The 22,464-nt window shown below is 31.8% G+C and carries 23 protein-coding genes and 1 pseudogene; 6 read left to right on the forward strand and 18 right to left on the reverse strand.

From position 1 onward, the window contains the following. Nucleotides 1–20: 20 nt before the first annotated feature. From CN601_RS15085 to CN601_RS15110, 6 genes are all read right to left on the reverse strand, one after another. The gene (locus CN601_RS15085; protein WP_098171495.1) at nucleotides 21–506 is read right to left on the reverse strand and encodes a GNAT family N-acetyltransferase; all 486 of its coding nucleotides are present in this window, start codon (nucleotides 504–506) and stop codon (nucleotides 21–23) included. Nucleotides 507–599: 93 nt separating this feature from the next. Continuing rightward, the gene (locus CN601_RS15090; RefSeq protein ID WP_098117078.1) at nucleotides 600–890 is read right to left on the reverse strand and encodes a hypothetical protein; all 291 of its coding nucleotides are present in this window, start codon (nucleotides 888–890) and stop codon (nucleotides 600–602) included. A gap of 181 nt (nucleotides 891–1,071) precedes the next feature. After that, nucleotides 1,072–2,271: a CapA family protein gene (locus CN601_RS15095; RefSeq protein ID WP_098171496.1), complete on the reverse strand. Its 1,200-nt coding sequence runs from the start codon at nucleotides 2,269–2,271 to the stop codon at nucleotides 1,072–1,074. Between the two features lie 230 nt (nucleotides 2,272–2,501). Then, on the reverse strand, nucleotides 2,502–3,539 hold the full coding sequence (locus CN601_RS15100) for a TolB family protein (protein WP_098171497.1): 1,038 nt from the start codon (nucleotides 3,537–3,539) through the stop codon (nucleotides 2,502–2,504). 90 nt (nucleotides 3,540–3,629) lie between these two features. After that, a complete protein-coding gene (locus CN601_RS15105; RefSeq protein ID WP_098171498.1) occupies nucleotides 3,630–5,084 on the reverse strand; it encodes a sensor histidine kinase in 1,455 nt (484 codons plus the stop codon). Next, nucleotides 5,081–5,770, reverse strand: a complete 690-nt coding sequence (locus CN601_RS15110; RefSeq protein ID WP_098117074.1) for a response regulator transcription factor — start codon at nucleotides 5,768–5,770, stop codon at nucleotides 5,081–5,083. The genes CN601_RS15105 and CN601_RS15110 overlap by 4 nt, the downstream gene beginning before the upstream one ends. A gap of 248 nt (nucleotides 5,771–6,018) precedes the next feature. Between CN601_RS15110 and CN601_RS15115 the strand changes: the two genes are divergently transcribed. Then, a complete protein-coding gene (locus CN601_RS15115) occupies nucleotides 6,019–6,345 on the forward strand; it encodes a hypothetical protein (RefSeq protein WP_098171499.1) in 327 nt (108 codons plus the stop codon). A 54-nt stretch (nucleotides 6,346–6,399) separates the two neighbouring features. Here the strand turns inward: CN601_RS15115 and CN601_RS15120 are convergent, their stop codons facing one another. After that, the gene (locus CN601_RS15120) at nucleotides 6,400–7,245 is read right to left on the reverse strand and encodes a class I SAM-dependent methyltransferase (protein WP_098171500.1); all 846 of its coding nucleotides are present in this window, start codon (nucleotides 7,243–7,245) and stop codon (nucleotides 6,400–6,402) included. A gap of 65 nt (nucleotides 7,246–7,310) precedes the next feature. Continuing rightward, nucleotides 7,311–8,030, reverse strand: coding sequence for a toast rack family protein (locus CN601_RS15125; protein ID WP_098117071.1), 720 nt, complete (start codon nucleotides 8,028–8,030; stop codon nucleotides 7,311–7,313). Between the two features lie 265 nt (nucleotides 8,031–8,295). Here CN601_RS15125 and CN601_RS15130 point away from each other — a divergent pair, with 265 nt between their 5' ends. After that, on the forward strand, nucleotides 8,296–9,741 hold the full coding sequence (locus CN601_RS15130) for a flavin monoamine oxidase family protein (RefSeq protein WP_142317357.1): 1,446 nt from the start codon (nucleotides 8,296–8,298) through the stop codon (nucleotides 9,739–9,741). Between the two features lie 107 nt (nucleotides 9,742–9,848). Here the strand turns inward: CN601_RS15130 and CN601_RS15135 are convergent, their stop codons facing one another. The 4 genes from CN601_RS15135 to CN601_RS15150 are packed head-to-tail and all read right to left on the reverse strand — an operon-like array spanning nucleotide 9,849 to nucleotide 12,519. Beyond that, the gene (locus tag CN601_RS15135; RefSeq protein WP_098171501.1) at nucleotides 9,849–10,352 is read right to left on the reverse strand and encodes a GNAT family N-acetyltransferase; all 504 of its coding nucleotides are present in this window, start codon (nucleotides 10,350–10,352) and stop codon (nucleotides 9,849–9,851) included. Between the two features lie 22 nt (nucleotides 10,353–10,374). Then, a complete protein-coding gene (locus CN601_RS15140) occupies nucleotides 10,375–10,944 on the reverse strand; it encodes a nucleotidyltransferase domain-containing protein (RefSeq protein ID WP_098171502.1) in 570 nt (189 codons plus the stop codon). Between the two features lie 59 nt (nucleotides 10,945–11,003). Next, nucleotides 11,004–11,264, reverse strand: coding sequence for a hypothetical protein (locus tag CN601_RS15145; RefSeq protein ID WP_142317358.1), 261 nt, complete (start codon nucleotides 11,262–11,264; stop codon nucleotides 11,004–11,006). A 4-nt stretch (nucleotides 11,265–11,268) separates the two neighbouring features. Then, nucleotides 11,269–12,519, reverse strand: a complete 1,251-nt coding sequence (locus CN601_RS15150) for a helix-turn-helix domain-containing protein (RefSeq protein ID WP_098171503.1) — start codon at nucleotides 12,517–12,519, stop codon at nucleotides 11,269–11,271. Nucleotides 12,520–12,969: 450 nt separating this feature from the next. On the opposite strand from CN601_RS15150, the gene CN601_RS15155 reads away from it, so the two are divergent. After that, nucleotides 12,970–13,467: a hypothetical protein gene (locus tag CN601_RS15155; RefSeq protein ID WP_098171504.1), complete on the forward strand. Its 498-nt coding sequence runs from the start codon at nucleotides 12,970–12,972 to the stop codon at nucleotides 13,465–13,467. A gap of 276 nt (nucleotides 13,468–13,743) precedes the next feature. Here the strand turns inward: CN601_RS15155 and CN601_RS15160 are convergent, their stop codons facing one another. The 4 genes from CN601_RS15160 to CN601_RS15175 form a co-directional block, all read right to left on the reverse strand. After that, on the reverse strand, nucleotides 13,744–14,205 hold the full coding sequence (locus CN601_RS15160) for a hypothetical protein (protein ID WP_098117064.1): 462 nt from the start codon (nucleotides 14,203–14,205) through the stop codon (nucleotides 13,744–13,746). Beyond that, a complete protein-coding gene (locus tag CN601_RS15165; protein ID WP_098171505.1) occupies nucleotides 14,198–14,458 on the reverse strand; it encodes a hypothetical protein in 261 nt (86 codons plus the stop codon). The genes CN601_RS15160 and CN601_RS15165 overlap by 8 nt, the downstream gene beginning before the upstream one ends. Nucleotides 14,459–14,687: 229 nt before the next feature. Continuing rightward, on the reverse strand, nucleotides 14,688–15,407 hold the full coding sequence (locus CN601_RS15170) for a YebC/PmpR family DNA-binding transcriptional regulator (protein WP_098117062.1): 720 nt from the start codon (nucleotides 15,405–15,407) through the stop codon (nucleotides 14,688–14,690). Between the two features lie 267 nt (nucleotides 15,408–15,674). Continuing rightward, on the reverse strand, nucleotides 15,675–16,127 hold the full coding sequence (locus CN601_RS15175) for a hypothetical protein (protein WP_098171506.1): 453 nt from the start codon (nucleotides 16,125–16,127) through the stop codon (nucleotides 15,675–15,677). A gap of 221 nt (nucleotides 16,128–16,348) precedes the next feature. Here CN601_RS15175 and CN601_RS15180 point away from each other — a divergent pair, with 221 nt between their 5' ends. Continuing rightward, nucleotides 16,349–16,870, forward strand: a complete 522-nt coding sequence (locus CN601_RS15180; RefSeq protein WP_098171507.1) for a cupin domain-containing protein — start codon at nucleotides 16,349–16,351, stop codon at nucleotides 16,868–16,870. Between the two features lie 667 nt (nucleotides 16,871–17,537). Here CN601_RS15180 and CN601_RS15185 read toward each other — a convergent pair. Continuing rightward, nucleotides 17,538–18,065: an SH3 domain-containing protein gene (locus tag CN601_RS15185; RefSeq protein WP_098171508.1), complete on the reverse strand. Its 528-nt coding sequence runs from the start codon at nucleotides 18,063–18,065 to the stop codon at nucleotides 17,538–17,540. 200 nt (nucleotides 18,066–18,265) lie between these two features. On the opposite strand from CN601_RS15185, the pseudogene CN601_RS15190 reads away from it, so the two are divergent. Together CN601_RS15190 and CN601_RS15195 are read left to right on the forward strand one after the other, a co-directional pair. Next, nucleotides 18,266–19,825: pseudogene (locus tag CN601_RS15190) on the forward strand (catalase); the annotation flags it as partial. A 312-nt stretch (nucleotides 19,826–20,137) separates the two neighbouring features. After that, a complete protein-coding gene (locus CN601_RS15195) occupies nucleotides 20,138–20,572 on the forward strand; it encodes an SRPBCC family protein (protein ID WP_098171510.1) in 435 nt (144 codons plus the stop codon). Nucleotides 20,573–21,044: 472 nt separating this feature from the next. Here CN601_RS15195 and pbfA read toward each other — a convergent pair whose 3' ends face one another. After that, on the reverse strand, nucleotides 21,045–22,418 hold the full coding sequence (pbfA, locus tag CN601_RS15200; protein WP_098171511.1) for a (R)-1-hydroxy-2-aminoethylphosphonate ammonia-lyase: 1,374 nt from the start codon (nucleotides 22,416–22,418) through the stop codon (nucleotides 21,045–21,047). Nucleotides 22,419–22,464: the final 46 nt, after the last annotated feature.

Raw genomic sequence — 22,464 nt, forward strand, 5'->3', positions numbered from 1 at the left:
GTCCATATTTTTCTCTTTAGCTAACTAATTTTATTCCCTCTTCTAACCATCGTTATAAATTCTGCGCGCTCAGTATGAAACTCTTTTTCTTTTGTGAAGATAAAATTTTCATATAGTCGAATTGCTCTTGAATTAAACTTTGCAACTGTTAATCTAAACGAGGAATGTTTTGTTGTATCCTCGATATCTATAAGAATAAATTTGAAAAATTGACTTCCTAAGCCTTTTCCTGTTAATTCTGGTCTAACACCTAAACCGATATCAATCAATGTTTCGTTATATACACCAAACTCGTTTCCTTTTGGAACTTGAGCAGCCTGTCCGCTGCAATAAAATCCTACTAGGTTCTCATTTTGGTCAATTATTGCTTTATATTGATTGTTTAACAATTCATCTAATTCTTCTTTTCCCGACTTAATATTATAAAAATCGTATGGTGGCACATATCTCCAATTAACAATTTCAATTGCATAAGAATCTGTCATTTCTTTAATAGATAACTGCATTATTTCCCCTCACTTTTTCAATTTGTCCCATACATATAAAAAGCATTACCCCTTAAATTGGAGTAATGCTATACACTAATAGAGCATTTTTAATTACGAAACTGCTCTATGTCTTACAAAAAAGAATACACCGATATTCACTAAAAATATTCCTAAAAATGCTGCTAATAATAACTGAACGCCTGAAATTACACTCGCACTATCAGTAGCATGAAGTAACCACCAAATACTCGCAAATCCTAAGATGAAGAGATTAATATTAAATGCAATCGACATTGTAGCTAGTACATTTTTTGTTTTTCTTTGCATTTTAACCTCTAACCAGACTGATAAAATCAAGGAAACGAAAATAAAACCAAGGAACGCAATAAACTTTACATCCATTCTTATTCCTCCTAAATTTTATTTGGCAATTAACTCTATTAGGTTATTCTTTTGATTCGATATAAAAAAGGATTTTCCTTCCAAAAATAACAGTATTACAGTAAATAAGGACTAATACCCATAACGATTGCACTAACCATTAGAACTGGATTAAAGACATTAGCTAAACCTAATTTCTAATCTAATTTTTTTCATATTTAGTCCAATTTGATCCTTTGATTTTATTTGAAAGATAAATAATTTTTTTCTTAACTCTTTGTGCTTCTGATCCTTTTAAATATAATGGCTGATAATTATTTCGACTAGTTACCGAGGAAATAGAAAATGGCACAACTTTAATTTCCTTTTGATTAGAGAGTACTCCATTAGTTAAATGAAATGTTTGTTGGAAAACAAATGTATCTTTATCTTTTGGATTTTTATTTCCACCAAACATAAAGTTTCCTAAACTATAGACGATAAATTTCCCTTTGTATTCTTCGATCCCTTGGACGACGTGCGGGTGGTGTCCAACAATTAAATTTGCTCCGTGGTCAATCGAATAATGTGCTAAATCCTTTTGAATACTATTTGGTACATAATCTCGTTCGATTCCCCAATGGAAATGAATAATGATGATTTTCACGCCATTTTTTCGCAAGTTTTGAATATCATTATTGATTTTAACTCTTAAATCAGGTGAATCATTCCAACCTTCATAACCGAGGGCAGCTACTTTTACACCTTTAATTGTGGTTACATATTGATTGTCATAACCAAAATAACCAATTTTTTGCTTCTTTAAAGTGTTTATTGTATCTTCATAGCCTTTTTGTAAATAATCATAAATATGGTTGTTAGCTAGATTAACCGCTTCAATACCACTTAGATTTAAAATATTCGCGTAAGCCGGTTTACCTTTAAAGCGAAACGTTTTTGATGCTCTTTTTGTAGCATTTGTAAATGTCGTTTCTAAATTAACAGTCGATAAATCATCTTGTTTAAATATATTATTTAATCCTTTTGTAAAATACACTAATCCATTTTTATTTGCTTCTGCCGGAAAAGAGTTTACATATTGAAAGTTCACATCTGATCCAAGCGTAAAGTCTCCAGCTGCACTAATTTTAATCGTCGTTTCGACGTTTTGAGGTTTTGTTGTATTGTGATTTTCAGGCTTTTGAACAGGAGGTTTGATCTCCGGCTTTTTTATCGGTTTTGGAGCATTGCCTACTTTATTATTATGATTGCTTTTAACTATACTGTTTTCTTCTACATAAATTTTCTCATAAACATAATAGCTAAACACTGATATACATCCAAATAGTGCCAGCACCATAATCCAACCAATTACTTTGTTACTTTTTCTTTTCTCGGTGTTCTTAACCTTTCGACTCCTCATATGATTTTATTTCTCCTTTATATATATTTGCTAGAATTATAGGGAAAAAGTTCAGCTACTTGTTCGAACAAATATCTTGCCTATTTCTACGACCATTGAACGAATTTTTTAATAAAATGAAACTATGGAGATTTTTCTTCACAGTTGCCAATCTATACTTCCTTAATGTGTAAAAAAAGAGAAAGTGAGTAAAATCTCTCACTTTCTATAGAAGAAACTTTTGTCATTTCTTAGTTTTTCAAAGTTAATACATATGCTACAAACACATTTTTGTTATCTTTCATCATTACTTTAGAAACTAATAGTTTATTGCCTGACGGACTCCAAGTAATTGGTCCTGCGATCTCATCTAAATCAGTCGATAATTGTGTTATCTTTCTAGATTTGACATCGATTACAAATAATCCTCTTTCTCCTTTATCTTCCGAAATAACGGAAAAAGCTAGCGTTTTAGAGTTTGGGGACCAGCCTGAACCAAAAATTTGCGTCCCCGTTGCTAAAGAGGCAGTTTTTCGGCCCTTTTCATCCGTAATAAATAACTCTCTTTTTGTCGGTGTAATTTTTCTAACAATCGCATATTGCTTTTGATCAGGTGCTGGAATCACCCACTCGACATTTTGTTCACCATATTTTTTTCTAATTTCATTAACCTGATCTAAGCTCGGATTGATTTCTTTCACATGTCCAGTTAGATCAGCTGAATACATCTGACGAGATAAAGTTGAATAAATGATTGTATTATTATCAATCCATCGTCCTTCTGTTGCAAATGCATAGATTGTATCTGGTTCTGACACTTTAACCTTTTCAGTTCCTTCAGAACTTATAATATAACCAGTGCCAGTATTTCCATCCTCTGTTTGTTTATAGAAAATATGCTTTTTATCAGGCGAAATGACAGCACCAACTTGATCGTGCTCCTCACTGACTAATGCTTTCGATTTATTCGTTTTTAAATCATAAGAAAACAAGTTAATATGATAAGTATAATTACCATTTTCTGTCATCACGTTTTTTGGTAAACTCGTATTTTTTTGCTCGGTTAAAATCGTATGATCATCTAACCAATCTGTCCCCCGCACACCTTCATATCGATCGATTTTTTCAAGAGCCAATTCATTTGTTACAACTTCTTCATTTCCAGTTAATACGGTAATCTTTTTATGCTTTTTTTCGATTACGATATTGTCATTTTGACTTTGACAACCAGATATTAATAAAATTGTACTAACAAGAACTATCACGTTAACCATAATCTTATTGAACACCACATCACTCCCCTACGCCCATTACTAACTATATGATAATTTTAGGATGTTTCAATTTTTAACAAATCATGTTTCCAACTTGTAAATTTTTCATTTCACAATAGGAAATGTAATGATAAAACTTGATCCGCTACCTTCAATTGATTCGACTTGAATCGTACCATTTTGCTTTTCAATTAAATCTTTTGTTAATGCAAGCCCTAGCCCAGAACCTCCAGATTGTCGCGAACGATCCTTATTTACAGTAAAAAATGGTTCAAATATTTTATCGACTACCGTAGGAGAAATTCCAATTCCCGTATCAGTTACATTAATAATTAACTGGTTATTTTCTACGATATTTGAAACACTTATTTCACCATTCGGTTTATTATACTTAATTGCATTGTCTAATAAATTCATCATAATTAATGTAAAGCTTTCTTTATCGATTAAAATCGTTGCATGTTCAAAATTTGTATGAATCGCTAATCCAAACTTTGTCATTTTCCCTTTCATTCTTGAACAGATATCTTCTAAAAGAGACTTTATATCGACTGCTTCTTTCTCAATTTCAAAGTCATATTTCTCAAGTTCTGCTAACTTTAAAATTTTTTCTACCATATCGTAAAGGCGAAGTGATTCCTTTCCGATATTACTGATCGCTTCTTCTAATAATTTCGGATCATCTGAATACATGTCTAATAAGTCAATATAAGCCCTTATAACTGTCAGAGGCGTTTTAAATTCATGTGTAATTGAGCCTATGAATTGTTTTTGTTGTTTTTCTAAAATTTTCAGTTTTTCCACTGCAAGTTGAAGATTTTCTTTTTCTTGTTGAATGCCTTTTATATTACTTTGAATTTCATTACTCATATAGAAAATGGCTTGGCTTAAATAGCCTAATTCATCTTTTCGACTTAAAATTGATCGTTCTGGATAGTTTCCTAATTTAATTTCCTCTGTTACTTTCCTAAGTTTTAAAATACTCATAACGAGCGAATTAAAAAAGAAATATCCAATAATAAAACTAAGAATAGTAGTAACTAAACCAATTTTAATAAAAAGATTAATTGTATTATCATAAAACTCCTGATTATTTATTAATGAATAATCGAATTGAACAACTCCGATTTGTTTATTCGCATTATAAATAGGTGCAAAATATGATAATGTATCACCTTTTTCCTGATAAGCAATTTTACCTTTTAATGCATAGCTCAATGTATCTCCTATATCAGTAGATTCTAATGGAAGAGAATCTCCTACAACTTTTCCTGACATATTAAAAATCGTGACATGAAGACTACTAATAATTCCAATTTGTCTAGCTATTTCTCGACCATATTGTTTATAAAACTCTTGAGGGTTATCTAATGTTTGACTTAAATAAACCTGCTTTACATATACGTTTGCTAGCTTACTTTGCCTAGCCAGTGTTTCTTCCGTTTGTTTTTGCTGATTTTGTTTGATTCCTTGAAGGACTAAAATACTTAATACAATAACAGTTCCTACTAATAATGCAGCTAAAAATAAGCTCGACTTAACTTTTATACTTAATTTCATTTCGTTTCACTTGATATTTTATATCCAACCCCAAAAACAGTTTGAACGATATGTTGGTATGAATTCCCAAGCTTTTTTCGTAAGCGTTGGATATGAATATCGACTGTTCTTGTACCACCGATATACTCAATCCCCCATACTAAATCTAATAATTCATCTCGACTATAAATTCGATCAATATTTGAAATTAATAATACTAGTAAGTCAAATTCCTTAGGGGTTAATTCAATATTTGTGCCATCAATAATAACTTTTCTTTGAGACGGAATGACTTGAAGCTTATTAATTGAAATCGATTTATTTTCATCAGAAGATGATTGCTTTTTTAATCTTCGAAGTAGCGATCTAGTTCTAGCTATTAATTCTCTAATATCAAATGGTTTTGTTATATAATCGTCTGCTCCAAACTCTAATCCTAAAACACGATCAATAATATCATCTTTTGCTGTAAGTAAAATAATGCCAAGTCCATCTTTATTACCAATTTGTTTACATAAATCCAAACCATTCATTACAGGCATCATAATATCCGAGATTAGAATATCCGGATTAAAAGTCGAGATTTTTTCTAGTGCTTCTTTTCCATTAAATGCGTTTTCTACATCATATCCTTCTCTACGAAATGCATATGTTAAAGGATCTACTATACTTTTTTCATCATCTACAATTAATACTTTCCCTTGCAATTACCTCACCTAAATTCATAATTTATGTTTTTTTACTTATGGCTTTTTCTATTTCCTTAGGAAAAATTATAGATGTCTCTTTAACGAATTACTAAACGTTTTTTATTTAAATACAAAAAATTTACAACTTGGAAACATCTCATTCTCATTTTTTCATATTTGTTCGGTTCAATTATTAGTTTGGACAATATTCTAGTCCTTTATCTTGTTTCATACATTATGTAATGAATAAGATTGGGAGGGATTTCATGGATCATATTCGAAATATGGAAGAGAAATGTAAAAAATATCGACTCTGCCATGTAGTATTTCAAACTACTGAAAGTGCATTATTAGATGGGGTTTTATTAGATAATGACTCAAATAGCGCAAACTTACTTGTCCCAGAAGACCTCACTGCTCCTGAATCGAGTTCTTTTGAAGTAAGACAGAGCCATACCGAAACTTTTATTCCTAGACAGCGAAAATATAAAAAAGTTAATATACCGCTACAATCTGTTTTAGCAATTTACTTATTTCAAGATTACTACCACAGTTACCAGTATGTTTATCAAAGAAATTATCATCCACAGTAATAAAAAAAGCATCTAGCAACAGATGCTTTTTCTTTTTAGATGTATTAAATAAATTTATTGCGCTGTAAAAGCAAATATCGATAATGGCTTGATTTCATTATTCGCAATAAAATCTTCTAGAATTTTAACTTCTGATCGAATCAGTCCCGTTAATTTACTTGGCATGGCTTCAACATTACTTAGTTCAACATCAATATCTGATAATGTTTTATTAATTTCCCAATTACAATCATGTAATTGTGGTGAAAATATTGCTGTCTCATTAATTATGTTCCAGCCGGAGCTTTCACAAATAGTTTTTATATCATTCGGAGTTAAAAGAGTTCGAACATTAGATTCACTATCTTGTTTAAATGATTCGTATTGAGCTTGAATTAAAATCGATAATAAATGTGGGTACTGCTCAATTGAGCTAACTCTTGTGTCCCATTCAGCAAAGCATAATGTTTTGCCCCATTTTTTAATTTTAGTTAATAATGTCCCAAACTCTTCTTGTGATTTGAAATACCATGAGCAGTGAGACATTACGATATAATCAAATTCATTTTCTAAAAAATCAATAGACGGTGATAATAAGTCAACTTCAAACTCCATCTTTAATTGATTCCCTAATTTCGATTTCATTAAAAATTCTGCTGAGTCTCCTAATGAAATTGGACTTCCATATGTTTTTGAACCTATATCAACTCCATAAACTAATCCATTTCCCCCGACTACGTATGCTAAAACGGCAGTCGTATCTCCTTGACCACAGCCTATTTCAAGTACTTTACTTCCTTCTTTTATATTCCAAAATTCAACTAATTTAAAACGATGCTCTGTTTGGATTCTTTGTATGTCAGACATCCCATTACCTGATGCCATACAATCTATAACCGATTCAACTGCGTTTTTAATCATAAAACTCCTCCTTGGACGATACATGTTATTATTAATTTACTTTTCTACTATTCTTCCGTTTTGTTTCAATCTAATTTGAAGGTTACTTCTCCTACCCCAATATCCATATTAACTTCTAATTTAATTTTAGCATCGTCATATGCTTCATTAACGTAAACTCCATTACCTTTCGAAATTAAATCGATAACGTTTGCTTTTCCAATTCCTTTACTTAATTTAACTTTTACACCAACATTTGAAGGCAATACAACAGTCGTTTTACCGATTCCCGTTTTAATATTTGTTTCAAAACTGTTCTTCCAGTTTCCTCCTAAGTTGACATTAAGTTCTCCGACACCTGCATTTATATTTAATTTATTTAACTTCAAACCACGCAAATCAAGATTTGTCTTTGACGCACCTGTGTTTACATTTAAATCGAGCGGAATTTTATCCGAAAGCTTCAGATCCCACTCACTCTTTATTTTCCCGATTTTCATTTTTGATAAATGATGTTTAGACTGATCAACTTTTACATCACCAGTAGAATTTTTAAGTTTGTATGATACATCCGGTTTAAAACTTTTATTATTATATTCTGCCTTTCCCTCTACCCAGTTTTTAGTTCCTTTAGAAACATTCATTGATCCGGCACCTAAGTCTAAACTTACATCCAAATTCTTTGCTTGATCTTTATGAATTGAAATTGTCTCTTCCTTCACCTTACCATTGTTTACGATTGAGCAACCGGTAACAACGAAGGCCGCAGTAATTATTAATAGTACGGACATAATTAATTTTTTCATTTTTTAACCTCCAAATAAGAACTTCTAACACTCTCATTTTATGGAAATTAAAAAATCTAGATAACATCCTCTAGTATCAATCAGGCTACGGCTTAAGAATGAATGTAAATAAAGTACAAGTAAGTCACTACTATTTATTAGATTTTTTGACAGGATTCTCCTCTATTCTTGTAAAGATTTTTATAATTTGTCCGGCCCCAAACTTTCATACGTTATCCTGAATGTGAATAAAATGAAATGAATGAATTGTAAAGGAGGAGAATCTATGACAAATTTCCCACTAACTACGGATCAAATGATTTCTATTATTCGAAGCGGTCTTAGAAAAACCCAATTCTCCAAAAAAGTAGTGATAGTAGGCGCAGGTATGGCCGGATTAACCGCTGCTTCTTTACTAAAAGATGCGGGGCATCAAGTTACGATTATTGAGGCAAATGATCGAATTGGAGGTCGTGCCTATACGTTGCGCTCTCCCTTTAGTAATGGTCTATATTTAAACGCAGGACCTTTACGAATCCCCAATATACATCATTTGACTTTAGAATATATTCGAAAGTTTAAATTGCCAGTAAATGAGTTTATTAATGAAACGCCAAACGATATTATTTATGCAAACGGAATAATGACGAATGAAGCTAACTATAAAATTAATCCTGACATTTTAAATTATCCAGTAGCACAAAACGAAAAAGGTAAAACTTCAAATGCTTTATTGAATCAAGCATTGCAGCCATATATCGATTTTATTAATGTAAATCCATTAACGAATTGGGAAATAGTCGAAAAGAAATATGGCAATATTTCATTTGGTTCTTTTTTAAATTCCTATTTTTCAGTAGGAGCAGTCGACATGATTGGTGTGCTCCTTGATTTTGAAGCATTTATGGGGATGTCCTTTTTAGAGGTATTAAGGGAACAGGTCGCTTTTAATTCAGCAACAAAATTTTATGAAATAACAGGTGGTATGGATCTATTACCAAAAGCGTTTCTGCCACAATTAAAAGATAATATTCATCTCAACCAAAAGCTGATGAAAATTATTCAAAACGATAAATTTGTAACCATACAAACGACTGATAATAAAACCTCTAAACAATTCACGCTAAACGCTGACCTTGCCATTATCGCTATTCCATTTTCTCTCTTAAGATTTGTAGAAATTGAACCATTCAACTCGGTTTCTTACTATAAACGTAAAGCAATTAGAGAAATTAACTACATGTCTGCAACGAAAATTGGAATAGAATTTAAAAGTAGATTTTGGGAAAAACACGGTCAATTCGGCGGTAAATCTACAACTGATTTACCTAGTAGACTTGCACTCTATCCTAGCATTGATATTGGGAAACCAGGGCATGCTGTAGTAAACGCAAGCTACACTTGGGCAGATGAGGCGCTAACGCTAAGTAGTTTAACAGAAGAAGAACGTATTTTTTATACTTTACGAGACTTGTCTAAAATATGGGGAAACCAAGTGTATACTGAATTCGTAAGGGGAACTTCCTTTAACTGGAGTCAAAATTCATTTTCTGTTGGTGCTTTTTCATTTTTTGAGCCTGGGCAAGAGGAAGAACTCAATTCATATATAAGTAGTCCTGAAGGAAGACTGCATTTCGCAGGTGAACATACTTCACGTTCTCATGCTTGGATACAAGGTGCTATTGAATCTGGGATCCGGGCTGCAAATGAGATTAATAATCTAATGGCATGAATAGTAGTACATCTGCGTTTATGAAAGAAACACTCTCGTACTAATTCAATTAAAAAAGCTTTTTTTCAAATAAAAAGAACCGGGCATCAACTCGCCCGGTTTGCGTTCTATAATAGTGCACCATCCGGCCTCAATCGCGCCATCATAATTTCATCAACAAACCGACCATTTGCTTTTATATTCCCCTTCTTAACTCCCTCAACCTTAAAACCAAACTTTTCATATAATGCTTGTGCCCTAGGATTTGTTTCCAATACTCCTAACTCTACTCTTTCAAGCATTAACCAATGATCAGCCAAGTCTAATACTTTCGTAAGCAAAGCCTTCCCAATTCCCTTATTATGATGATTTCCATCAGACGCAATAAATAAATCTCCTACATGAGACCTGCGACCAGTTCTTTGCACTAAACCAACTAACCCTACTACATCTCCATTACATTCAGCTACAAATTCATATTCATTTGCTTGTAAGTTTCTAATTCTATTTTCCATCATGTCTACTCTCATACTAGGTAAAAAAATCATATATGGAAAAACATTTTCTTGAGTGCATATCCTATGAAGTGCTTTCGCATCACTTATTTCTACTGGTCTTATCAAGATTTCCATCAAGGCTCACTCCCTCAAATTATTAGTTTAACCCATCTAACCATTCATGATTAGGATGATGGCGCAAAATTGCTTCACGCAACCACTTTTTCTGGAACTCGTTCAATGAATTAATCACATTTTTAAAATCCTCGTGATCTTTTTCCCTCGTATTACTAACCTTATATAAAAGTACTATTTCAGGATTTAAGTATGGAATACCCTCTTTTGAAAAGCTGTAAAATGAGTCTAGTTTACAAGTAATCGATTTATCTCTTCTAAATTTCCACTCATTGAATTCAATTTCATTTAGTAAGACTTCTAACTCACTATTCGTCTGATCATTCCTACCATGCAATTCATGGATTGGTAATTCTAGATATTCATTCTTCCAATTTGTTAATTCCCCTTTAAGGACTTTATTAAACGTCCACTCATTTAAATACTCTTTCAGACTTAATTGATCCTTACGGGCAATCGCGAATTCAATATCATGATGTTTTCTCGTTTCCTTATCTAAATAAAGGTCAATTGCCCATCCACCAGCAATATACCATCCTTTATTAAACCCTTTCATTATCTCATTTATTTTAAAACAATCATCAAAAACCATAAAAGTTCCCTCCTAATTAAAAAAGCACCACACTGAATGTATGATACTTATTTATCAATTTATTTAGTTCTAAAAAATAAATTTTTTTCTACTTTAGGATGAATTGGTTCATCAACAAAACAACGATTCCATCGATTGAATAGTTGAATCTCTCCGTCAAAAGAACCGTTTGTTTGCCCATCGTCTGAGAAAATTGGACTTTCAGAATCAGTTGAAACAATCGCAGTGTCAGTTCCGCCTGAAACTAAGTTTGGCTCATAATTCATAGATAATACAGTCATCATACACAATATTGTTATAATGCTGGATATTCTTCTCATCTTGTTATTTCCTGCTTTCGATTATTTTTAATAGAGTGTTATTGTATTCTTTATATAACAAGTTTTGATTTTCTAATGATTCGTGTTTTTCATAGTAATCTGCAACAACCCCATAATATTTAATTAATTTTTCGTGGTCATTATATTCAATCCATAATGGCAAAGCAATTTTACGTAAATAAGTCACTAAATTAGCCTCATCCTTTTTTGCTTCAAGTAATAAAACTTTCATTCTAATATAAGATGCACTATTTCTATCTTTTATTTTAGATAGATTTTCGCATAACAATTGAGTAGCAGTCTCGTAATTGTTCATGATCATCATATTGTTAGCTATATTTGAAATGACTAAAAAATACTCCTCAGTTCCCTCTTGTATGTTCGATAAGTATTCTTCATAATATCTAATCGCCTTTTTATGTTGACTAGAATGATAGTATAAATAGCCTAAATTATGTAATGCGCTCATTTGTATCGTTTTATCGCTTAGTATTACAGAAGCATCTAGTATTTCGATTAGAAATTGCTCAGCTCGATCTAATAACTTACTTTTAATTAATTGAAGTGAAAGTAACATTTTTGCATCTAGAATTCGTTTAATATTATTATTTTGTAGAAAAATAGGGATTGCCTTATTACAAAAATACATTGATAAAGAGGTCTGATTAATATAACTGTATACTAAAGCTCTATAAAAGCAGTATTCTTGAAAATCAATTTCAAGGTTCGGTGTAATTTCTTGGACTTCATCCATTACTTGAAGTGAATCATTGTATCTTTTTTCTTTTATGTAATATATTGATAGTGTAAACAAATATTTTATTGATTCATATTGGGAAAATTTCTTCATTTTTGCTTCAAGTTGTTTCCATTTTTTCTTTGCTTTTTTAAGATCTTCGATAAAAATATAATATCTCCAAATTGTAATATAAAAATCGTTTGATATATTAGTATAATTTATCTTTTCTTCTTTATTGATTAATTCTTCATATAGCATTTTGCTTGAGTCATAGTCAGCTCGCTCTATAGAATTCCATAATCGTTTGAGCTGAATAGTCACTTCATCTATAATGTCATTCTCATCTATCTCGACTTGCATCTTCTTTAAAAGTAACCCAATCGTTTCTATACCAGCTTCTTTTGTACCATTTTCAATTTTACTTAAGTGTGAAACAGAACAAATCCCTTCACATAATTTCTCCTGAGTCCAACCTAATTTCTTTCGATGATGAAAGATCATCATGCCATAATCCATAATTAAATCTCCTGTTCATCTTTATTTAAAATAGATAATTCATATGATAAATAATAAATAAATTCTATATTAATATTTTTAATCTCATCCTAATAATTAAATTTTAGTAGATTCACCGACATATTAATATAAATTTCTGATAATTTTTAGACAAATTATATTCAAAAAATTTTCCCAATACAAAAAAGTCAAACATAATGGTATGATTTCTTTACAAGCAATTAAACGATACTAAAGATTAATAACTTCATTAGTATTTTTTAAATGCACCCCCATTTAATAACCAGTATTAAAGCAAGATGTAACTATTACATCTTGCGATTTTTTTGATTAAGCCATTAATATTTCCATAAATAATATAAATATAGTTTTAAATTTCCAGTCATCAAGTTTTGGAAACTATTCAAACTAGTAATCTTCTAAATCAATTTAAAGTTGTAGGGGTCTCATATGGCTAAAAAATCACTCACTCTATATTTGGTAATTTTTGGTATAATCTTCCTTATTATCTTAACATTAAAACTATCTATTGAAAAAGAAAAACAGAAAAGATTAGACGACGAAGCTTCAACAGAAGTGATCGTTGAACAAAGCGTCCAGGATTCTGTAAGAAATTATATTACGGCTATAAAATGGAAAGACGTCGAGAAATATAACTCTGTTGTTGTTGATTCATTAAAAATTAACACACATTCTTTCTACTTTACTAAAATAATGTCCAATGTAATTGACGCGAAATTCATCGGTGATAATTTATCTGTCATCCATTTAAATAAGAAAGATCATACTGCTACTATACATGTAAAATATGAAATTACGTTTGTTGGTAAGACGTGTCCTAAAGTAAATTATAAAAATGGACGAAATATATATAATGTAACTCTTGATCTTGTTAAATTAAAAAATAAATGGGTAATTGCAAATATATACGATTTAAAAATTATTTAAAGTCATTTTAGATGGAAAAATGTTCTCTATAAAGTCCACGTCCCCGAAGAAAGTCACTAGGAAATTAATTTTCCTTGTGGCTTTTTTAGTATTATTAATGATTTCTCGTATTAATTTGCATTTTCTGTTCGCTTGACCTTATTGTAAATTTTGCGTTTTTCCCCTACTCAATTTATAAAAAAAGGAAGTCTCTAAGTACTCTGACTTTGAGACCTCCCATTTAAGTCATATGTAGTTTCTTCTCAATCTTATAAGTCTACTTTTTCTTTTTATCAATTAGATTGTTTCTAAATCTTTCATTAATAATTCTTTACTATCTTCATACTTTACAAGTTGTGTATATTCAAGCGCTTTTGTTTTAGCAGCTTGACTTTCTGTAACTCTACTTAGTTTTGCGCATGCTCTTGATAAAGCTTCATATGCATATGCTATGTAGAATGGCTCCAACTCCGCCTCTAAACTAATTTTAATACATTTTTCTGCGTAGTCTAAAGCTGTATCCCCTTGTCCGATCACAGCATATACTCTTGATAATTGCCAATATCCAATCGACACATTTTTTGGCGTATGCTCCTCTACTTTTGTCCAATGCCAAAATGAACTGTGACATAAATGAACCATTTCTTCTGTTTCACTAGGAGAACGGTTTTCTAATTCTAGTAAGTCCCACACTTTGTTAAAACATGATACAGCAAATTGCCTATGCGTAAATTTTTCTTTTTCAATTGTCTCAGTCACTATTTTTCCCTCCAGCTTTAAAATCTACAGATTGATTATTAACTTGAATTACGGCATTTCTACGTTGCTCGTCTAACTTTAATCCTTTTTCACCAATATATTGTTCATAAAAAGTGTTTCCTTGTTCTTCCTCAATTTTATTACGCTCATTGGCGTTAAAGCTCATTAAAATGCCTACCGGAGTTGCTAAAACTAACAAAAATACACCAATTCTTAGAGCTGCGGATTTTACAACCTTCATAAATTTTTTCATATGTATGGTTCTCCTCAAATTGAATATAATATTCGATAATTTCCACGCAAATCTTAGCTAACAATACTATTCTCTCTTACATTACTATTTTCCTGTCTGCCAGTTATGGTTCGTAAAAATTGAGTACTCATTTGAGTCAATTTTATATTGTTGAAATAAAAAACGCCTCCATCTAGATGAATATCAAATCACCTAAACGAAAGCGTTTATTTTATGTTTTTTTTAATTATTATTCACCTAAGTCTACATTGTGGTAAACACGTTGAACATCTTCTATATCTTCAAGAACATCTAACATTTTTTCAAACTTAGCTAGTCCATCTTCTGGTAATGCTACGTCACTTTGAGCTAGCATTGTTAATTCAGCTACAGTAAATTCTGTAATACCAGCGTTTTTAAATGCTTCTTGAATAGAATAGAATTGGTCTTGATCAGCGTAAACAATAACTGCCTCTTCCTCTTCTAATATATCGCGAACATCAACATCCGCTTCCATTAAAATTTCAAGTACTTCATCAGAAGTTTTACCTTCAAGTCCAATTACAGCAGTTGCATCGAACATATATGATACTGAACCTGTTACGCCAAGATTACCACCATTTTTACTAAATGCAGCACGAACCTCTGCAGCTGTACGGTTTACGTTATTTGTTAATGCATCAACAATTACCATCGAACCATTAGGTCCAAATCCTTCGTAACGAAGTTCATCAAAGCTCTCTTCAGAACCACCTTTTGCCTTTTCAATCGCACGATCAACAATATGCTTTGGTACACTATATGTTTTCGCACGCTCAAGAACAACTTTTAAAGCTTGGTTTGATTCTGGATCCGGCTCACCTTGCTTCGCTGCTACATATATTTCACGTCCAAACTTTGCATAAACACGACTAGTATTTGCATCTTTTGAAGCTTTCTTTTCTTTAATATTATTCCATTTACGACCCATCTTGTCCCACTCTCTTTCAACTTTGAATCTACGATTAATTTACTATGTTTGACATTCTTTACAATTACTATAGCTAACTCTTACTACTAAAGGATAGCCAAACATTCTCTATTTCATATTATACCTCATTTCAACTTTTTTTCGAAATGAATCGTTTCTTAAAATACATGTTTTAAGGAAAAAAATGAGCATAGGGTTAAAAGCTGGAAAGAATGCTAGAAAATCGTTTAAAACTAAAAAAATTACTTCTAGCTTGAAGTAATTTTTTCATATAATCTTTACTTTGATCAAATAAGTAAAATAATTATTCCCTTTCCAAATACCTTTTACTTCATATACTCTTTCCCCTTTTCTAGAACCAAGTGCAAAAGAATAGCTACCTTTACTATCTAAATTTTGGTTATAAATATATGAATTTTTAGTGGCGGTTCGCTCTAAAACTTCTATATTTTCGGGTTGCTCTGAAAAATGAATTTTTATAAGGTCCCCATGAAAGGCAGGAATAGCTGCATCTTCTTTAATATTTTGATCTGAAACATTTACTAATTTATCCTTATCCAATAATTTTCCCCAAGAATAATTTGCTATTTTATACGGTATATTTTTATCTGCAAGTTCAAATTGAACTACTGGTTTTTCTTCTTTCGATAAAATGGTTTGATTAACAATGAGTGAAATTGTAAAGAACGCCAATAAATATAAAATTCCTTTTTTAAACATCGAACTTCCGCTCCATATTTTTTCTCTTAATAAGTTTAATGTAATCTATTTATCGTAATTTGTATATTGGGAAAATTCTGCCCATTTAACCAAAATTCTGAGAACTCAGATATTCATTTATATCCAGAAAAAATAGTTCATATTTTTTTACTGAAATCAACAATCTAATAAAGAATACTGTAATATGTAGAAGTAGAGTATACATTTTGGGGGTTAATTAAATGGTAAACATGAATCCTGAATATTGGATTTCCAAACTTAAATTAGAAGCTCATCCAGAAGGTGGATATTACAAATCTACCTATCAATCAAAAGAACAAATTTCAGATCAAGAATTATCCGTAAATTTTGATGACCACAGATTGCTTTATACTAGCATTTACTTTTTACTACAATCACATGATATTTCTCATTTTCACAGACTAAAATCTGATGAATTATGGTATTTCCACGCAGGCAGTTCATTAACAATTCATGTTATCCATGAAAATGGTCAATACGAAGAAATCAAATTAGGATTAAATTTAGAAAACGGAGAAGTTCTACAATATTTAGTTCCAAAAAATTCAATTTTCGGATCCTCAGTTATGGAAGAAAATACTTTTTCACTAGTAGGATGCATGGTTTCACCAGGCTTTGATTTTAAGGATTTTGAATTATTTACTAGAGAACAATTACATAAGAAATATCCCGAGCATAAAGAGATTATTAATAAATTAGCATATGAAGTACTTCCTTTTTAATTCTATATAAGGAAAAGGGGCAGTCCTAAAAGTCACCGTTACTGACTAACAGGCTGCCTCTATTTATTTTGAGATATATTTTTGATGAGTAGAAGCAAAACAGGGGTATTTTCGTTGTGTTTTTTAATTAGAGTGAATTTTATGGTCTCAATTAATTGAAATTTAGTAGAATTCTTTACTTTTTTAGCTGTTTAAGAAGAATTTGGGCAAATTTATTAATTTTCTAGTTTCGTGCAACTACTTTTGAACAATTATTAAGGGGAAATACCCTAACTGGTATGGGTAATATCTAATCTATTTTGGGGTGCTTGGGAATTTATTTGCAGTTTTACTAATTTTATTTGCAGTTTTGTTTATTTTAATTGCAGTTTTACAATTTTAATTGCAGTTTCTCTATTTTTATTTGCACTTCGACATTTAATTGCAGTTCTACGATTCTTATTTGCACATTTCAATCTTTTATTTGCACGTCCACATCTAGTTGTAGTTTCTGATTTCTTATTTACACTATTAAAATAAAAATGAGGATGCCCCTAAATTTTAGGGACACCCTCAGTTTATGGGGAAATAGAACAATGAAACAAATAGTGAAGATCATATTTTAAACTTCTGTTTTGGATAAAATCAAAGTTATTTACTTAAGCGGTATGAAAATAGTTTAATAACCTTACTTCATATTTAAATATTGAGTACTAGCAAATCCTTTCTTTCCATTGTAAGAAACGATTGCCCAATTGTAATCGATTTGGGTTTTCCCAGTTGTTTGATAGCCAAGGAAACTAACTTTTGCACCTTTAGGTATTACTGTAAGAACTTTATTTTTTGTGCTAGGACCAGTACGTAAATTTAAATTTGCTTTTGTTGAAACTATAGTTGGGATCTTTTGTAAGTAGTTTGTGCTTACATATGCAATTCCGTTTTTGGTAGTAGTTGTTTTAATTTGTGCCCAGCTAGCATTATAGAATTTCACAATTTCGATTTGATCATTCTTTCTTAATGTGTCTACAACTTTTGAGCTTGTGTTTGGTGCACTGCGTACATTTAATACACTTGCAGTTACTTTATATACACTAATTGGAGCACTTACCACTGCTGCACTAGCATGAGTTGGTTGTGCTACTACTCCATTTGAGAATAATAATGCTCCTGATAATGCCATAGTTGAAACTAATGCTTTTACTAATTTTTTCTTCATTTTAATTCCTCCTCTCACTTTCTATCTCCATGATATTGAATCAATGTTTCGAACTTAAACATGAAATGTATCTAAGTTGTAAACTTTTTCAAAAAGACGTTTTAACAAACAGGAAAAATTTGCATATCCTTCCAAATAGATGGACATTCTAAATTTTGAATTTGTATAAATGGGGGCAAATTATGGATAATCAAGCAAACAATGATAATGATGAAATATTGACGAATCGACAAGGCCATCCGGTTACTGATAATCAAAATGTACGAACAGTTGGTAATCGAGGACCAACAACTTTAGAAAACTATGACTTTCTTGAAAAAATCTCTCATTTTGACCGTGAACGAATTCCAGAACGAGTTGTGCATGCTCGTGGTGCTGGTGCACATGGGTACTTTGAAGCTTATGGAAAAGTTGGAGACCACCCGATTGCTAAATATACTAGAGCAAAATTGTTCCAAGAAAAGGGTAAAAACACACCTGTATTCGTTCGTTTTTCTACGGTTGTGGGTGGTGGACATTCCCCTGAAACTTTACGTGATCCGCGAGGTTTCGCTACAAAGTTTTATACTGAAGATGGTAACTGGGATTTAGTCGGGAATAATTTAAAAATCTTTTTTATCCGTGATCCATTGAAATTTCCAGATATGGTTCACTCCTTCAAAGTGGATCCAGTAACAAATCTTCCTGACCCTGAAAGAATGTTTGACTTTCTTCATTTAACGCCTGAATCTCTTCATATGGTTACATTTATATTTTCACCATGGGGTATTCCAGCTAACTATCGTCAAATGCAAGGGTCTGGTGTTAATACATATAAGTGGGTTAATCAAGATGGAGAAGCTGTTCTTGTTAAGTACCACTGGGAACCGCTAAAGCATGAAATTAAAAATCTAACGCAACTAGAAGCAAACGAAATCCAATCGACTAATTATAATCACGCAACTCAAGACCTTTACGAAGCAATTGAAAAAGGCGATTTTCCAGAATGGGAATTATGTGTACAAATCATGAGTGATGATGAACATCCGGAGCTTAATTACGATCCACTTGACCCTACAAAGCTTTGGTGCCCAGAGAAGTTCCCTTTTTTACCTGTTGGAAAAATGGTACTAAACAAAAATCCAGAAAACTATTTTGCAGAAGTTGAACAAGTTGCATTTGGGACAGGTGTACTAGTTGACGGACTTGATTTTTCAGATGATAAATTACTTCAAGGTCGTACATTTTCTTACTCGGATACACAACGTCATCGCGTTGGAACAAACTACTTACAACTACCTGTTAATTCACCAAAAACTCATGTAGCTACAAATCAACGCGATGGTCAAATGGAGTATAAAGTTGATATTGGTCCGGGGCAAAATCCTCATGTAAACTATGAGCCTTCATCATTAGGTGGATTAAAAGAAGCACCGAAAACTGGAAAGGATCATGAGCCTTCCTACAATAATAAACTTGTACGTCAAAAAATTGATCGACCGAATGACTTTATCCAAGCTGGTAACACATATCGTGCTTTTGACGAAACTGAGAAAAATGAATTAGTTTCAAATTTAGTCGATGCATTAAAAATATGTAAACCTCATATTCAAGAAACGATGGTTGGCTACTTTACAAAAGCCGACGAAGAATATGGACGAAGAGTACGTGAAGGTTTAGAAAAAGCAAATAGCAATAGATCTGAACACACGAGTACCGAAGCCGCTGATGTCGCTTCTGACAAAGCGAAAAATATGGGGCATGAATCGGACCGATATTAAGAGAGGGGTAGGCTTGTGCCTATCCTTTTTTGATTGAGTTAGAAAATACGAACAAAATATGTACTTTATTGATAAAGTTGTGAACTTTGTTGATATAATGGTGTTTTTTGTTGATATAGTGAGGATTTTTATTGATAAACTACTGTTTTTTGTTGATAAACTATATTGTAGCTCGGGAATGTGTTTTAGAAAGATAAAGTTTATTCACAGAATATTACGACTTAAAGTTCCCAATTCAGCGATAAAAGTTTAAAATAAATTTAATAGTTAATGATGATACATATTACATATTGTGAAAGTGAGTTGTTTTATATGAATAATGTTACTACGTTTAAAATTTTCAAACCGGCAGATGATATTTTTGAAGCTTTCGTTGATCCTGCTAAAATCGGTAATTTTTGGTTCTCTTCAAGCTCTGAAAGATGGGAAACAGGAAAAGTAATTACTTTAAAATACGATCTTTACAATGCAGAAGGTAAAATAAAGATCATCGAGGTTGAGGCAAATAAGAAGATCGTGTTTGCTTGGGGACCTACAGAAGAAGGAAATATCGTAACAATTACATTAAATGAACAAGACAAAGATAGCACGATCATTGAAGTAGTCGAAGAAGGCTTTAATGAAAGCGACGATAAATATGTTCATCATTTAATCGACAATAAAGAAGGCTGGGTTTTTATGCTTAGCTGTTTAAAATGCTACTTAGAATTTGGTGTAACTCAGTTAAGAGGCGGATTAGTGAAATAAAAATTATGTGATAGATATAAAGGGTTGTCTAGTAATTCAGGTTGTCTGATTATTAGGCAGTTCTTTTTTATTTTGATTTGAAAACGTGGAGAGAGTATTTTAGTTTCCCGTTTCATTTGTAACTGTTATTTTTAAACTTCTTTTTATATTATTAAGAGATTTGTATCCATTTTTTATTAAATTTAGAAGGAATTAAAGATAATTTGCTAGTTTACTTTTAAAAGCATCTACTAATGTGCTAATTTTGGTCGTAATAATGGGTTTTTTCTTAGCTTATTTGCGGTTCTACGATTTTATTTGCGATGCTGCATTTTTACTAGCGATTCCATAATTTTATTTGCGATTCCCCATTTTTATTTGCGATTCCACGATTTTAATTGCGATTCCGCCTTTTTATTTGCGATTCCACAATCACCCAAAAACATATTTACCAACACAAAAAGAGGCCCCAAAACGGGCACTCTAGTTTTGTCTATTTATACACTTCTCCACTAACAACCCTTTTAATTGCACCCTCAAGCGTCTTTAAAATAAAATCCACTTCTTCTTTTGTTAATATAAGAGATGGTCGCATTGTTATAATATTACCTTCAATCAACTTGAATGCTAGTCCATTTTCCATGCACATATACATGATTGATTCGGCTTCTTCAATTCCTCTTTGCATTGTATCTTTGTTTTTTACGATATCAATTCCTAAATGAAATCCGATTCCGTCTACGCCACCTACGATATCGTATCGAGCAACCATTTTTCGAAGTTCTTCTATTAAATATTGGCCTAATCGGTTTGCGTTTTCTACTAAGTTTTCATTTTCAATATATTCAATCGTTGCTAAACCGGCAGTGGCACAAATTCCGTTTTTTTCATGTGTGTAATGTCCAATTGAGCGATTTTCTAGTATATTGTATTCTTCTTTTGTCATGATGCCAGCAAAGGGAAATAGTCCTCCACCTAGCGTTTTTCCTAAAACTAAAATATCTGGTGTAACATAGTGTTCGAACGCAAACATTTTTCCTGTTCTTCCAAACCCTTCTATTATTTCATCAAAGATCAGTAATGCTCCGTACTTATTACATAACTCTTTTACTTTCAGCCAGAAATTTTTGCTCGGCATAACTGGAGTAGCGCTGATTGGTTCACCAATTACACAAGCTATTTCTCCCTCTTTTTCGAAAAGTAATGTCATTTGGCGAATTATTTCATTATCGACATCTTCTTGATTTGTAAAATTCCAAGGATTTCTTAAATAGTTAGGAAATTCAACGTGCAATGCACCAGGAACCATCGGACCGTTTCCGCCTTTAAAGAGTTCTTCGCCACCAATGCTTGCTGCTTGAAAACCTGTTCCGTGATATGAATCCCAAAAGGAAATTGTCTTCCATTTACCAGTAATTTGTTTTGCTAGCATGACAGCCATTTCTATTGCTTCTGATCCACCAGGTGCAAATAAGACACGGTCTAATCCTTTTGGTGTTATTTTAACTAGCTTTTTGGCAAGGTTTATGGCTTGTTCATTTGTATATCTCCTTGGAGTAAAGGTTTTTTTTTCCTTGAGAGCATCGATTACTTTTTCAATAACATAATCATTATTAAATCCTGCGTTGTGTACTCCATTTCCGTGTAAATCTAAATATTTCTTTCCATCCATGTCATATAAATAAGCCCCGTCACATTTACTTAATACATTTAAAACAGGCGTACTTAAACTTTGGTGTAAAAAGTATTGTTGATCTTCTTCAAAAATTTCTCTAGCCTTTTCACTTAAATTACGATTCCAATAAGTATCTCTATTCGTTGAAGAATTAATATCACCTTGTTCTCTACTTACTAACTTACTAGTCATTATGAACTCTCCTACCCTATCATTTTCATAAAAAAAGTGTAGCTAA

Origin of the sequence: Bacillus sp. AFS017336 (assembly GCF_002555445.1) — a bacterium.
Lineage (GTDB): Bacteria > Bacillota > Bacilli > Bacillales > Bacillaceae_G > Gottfriedia.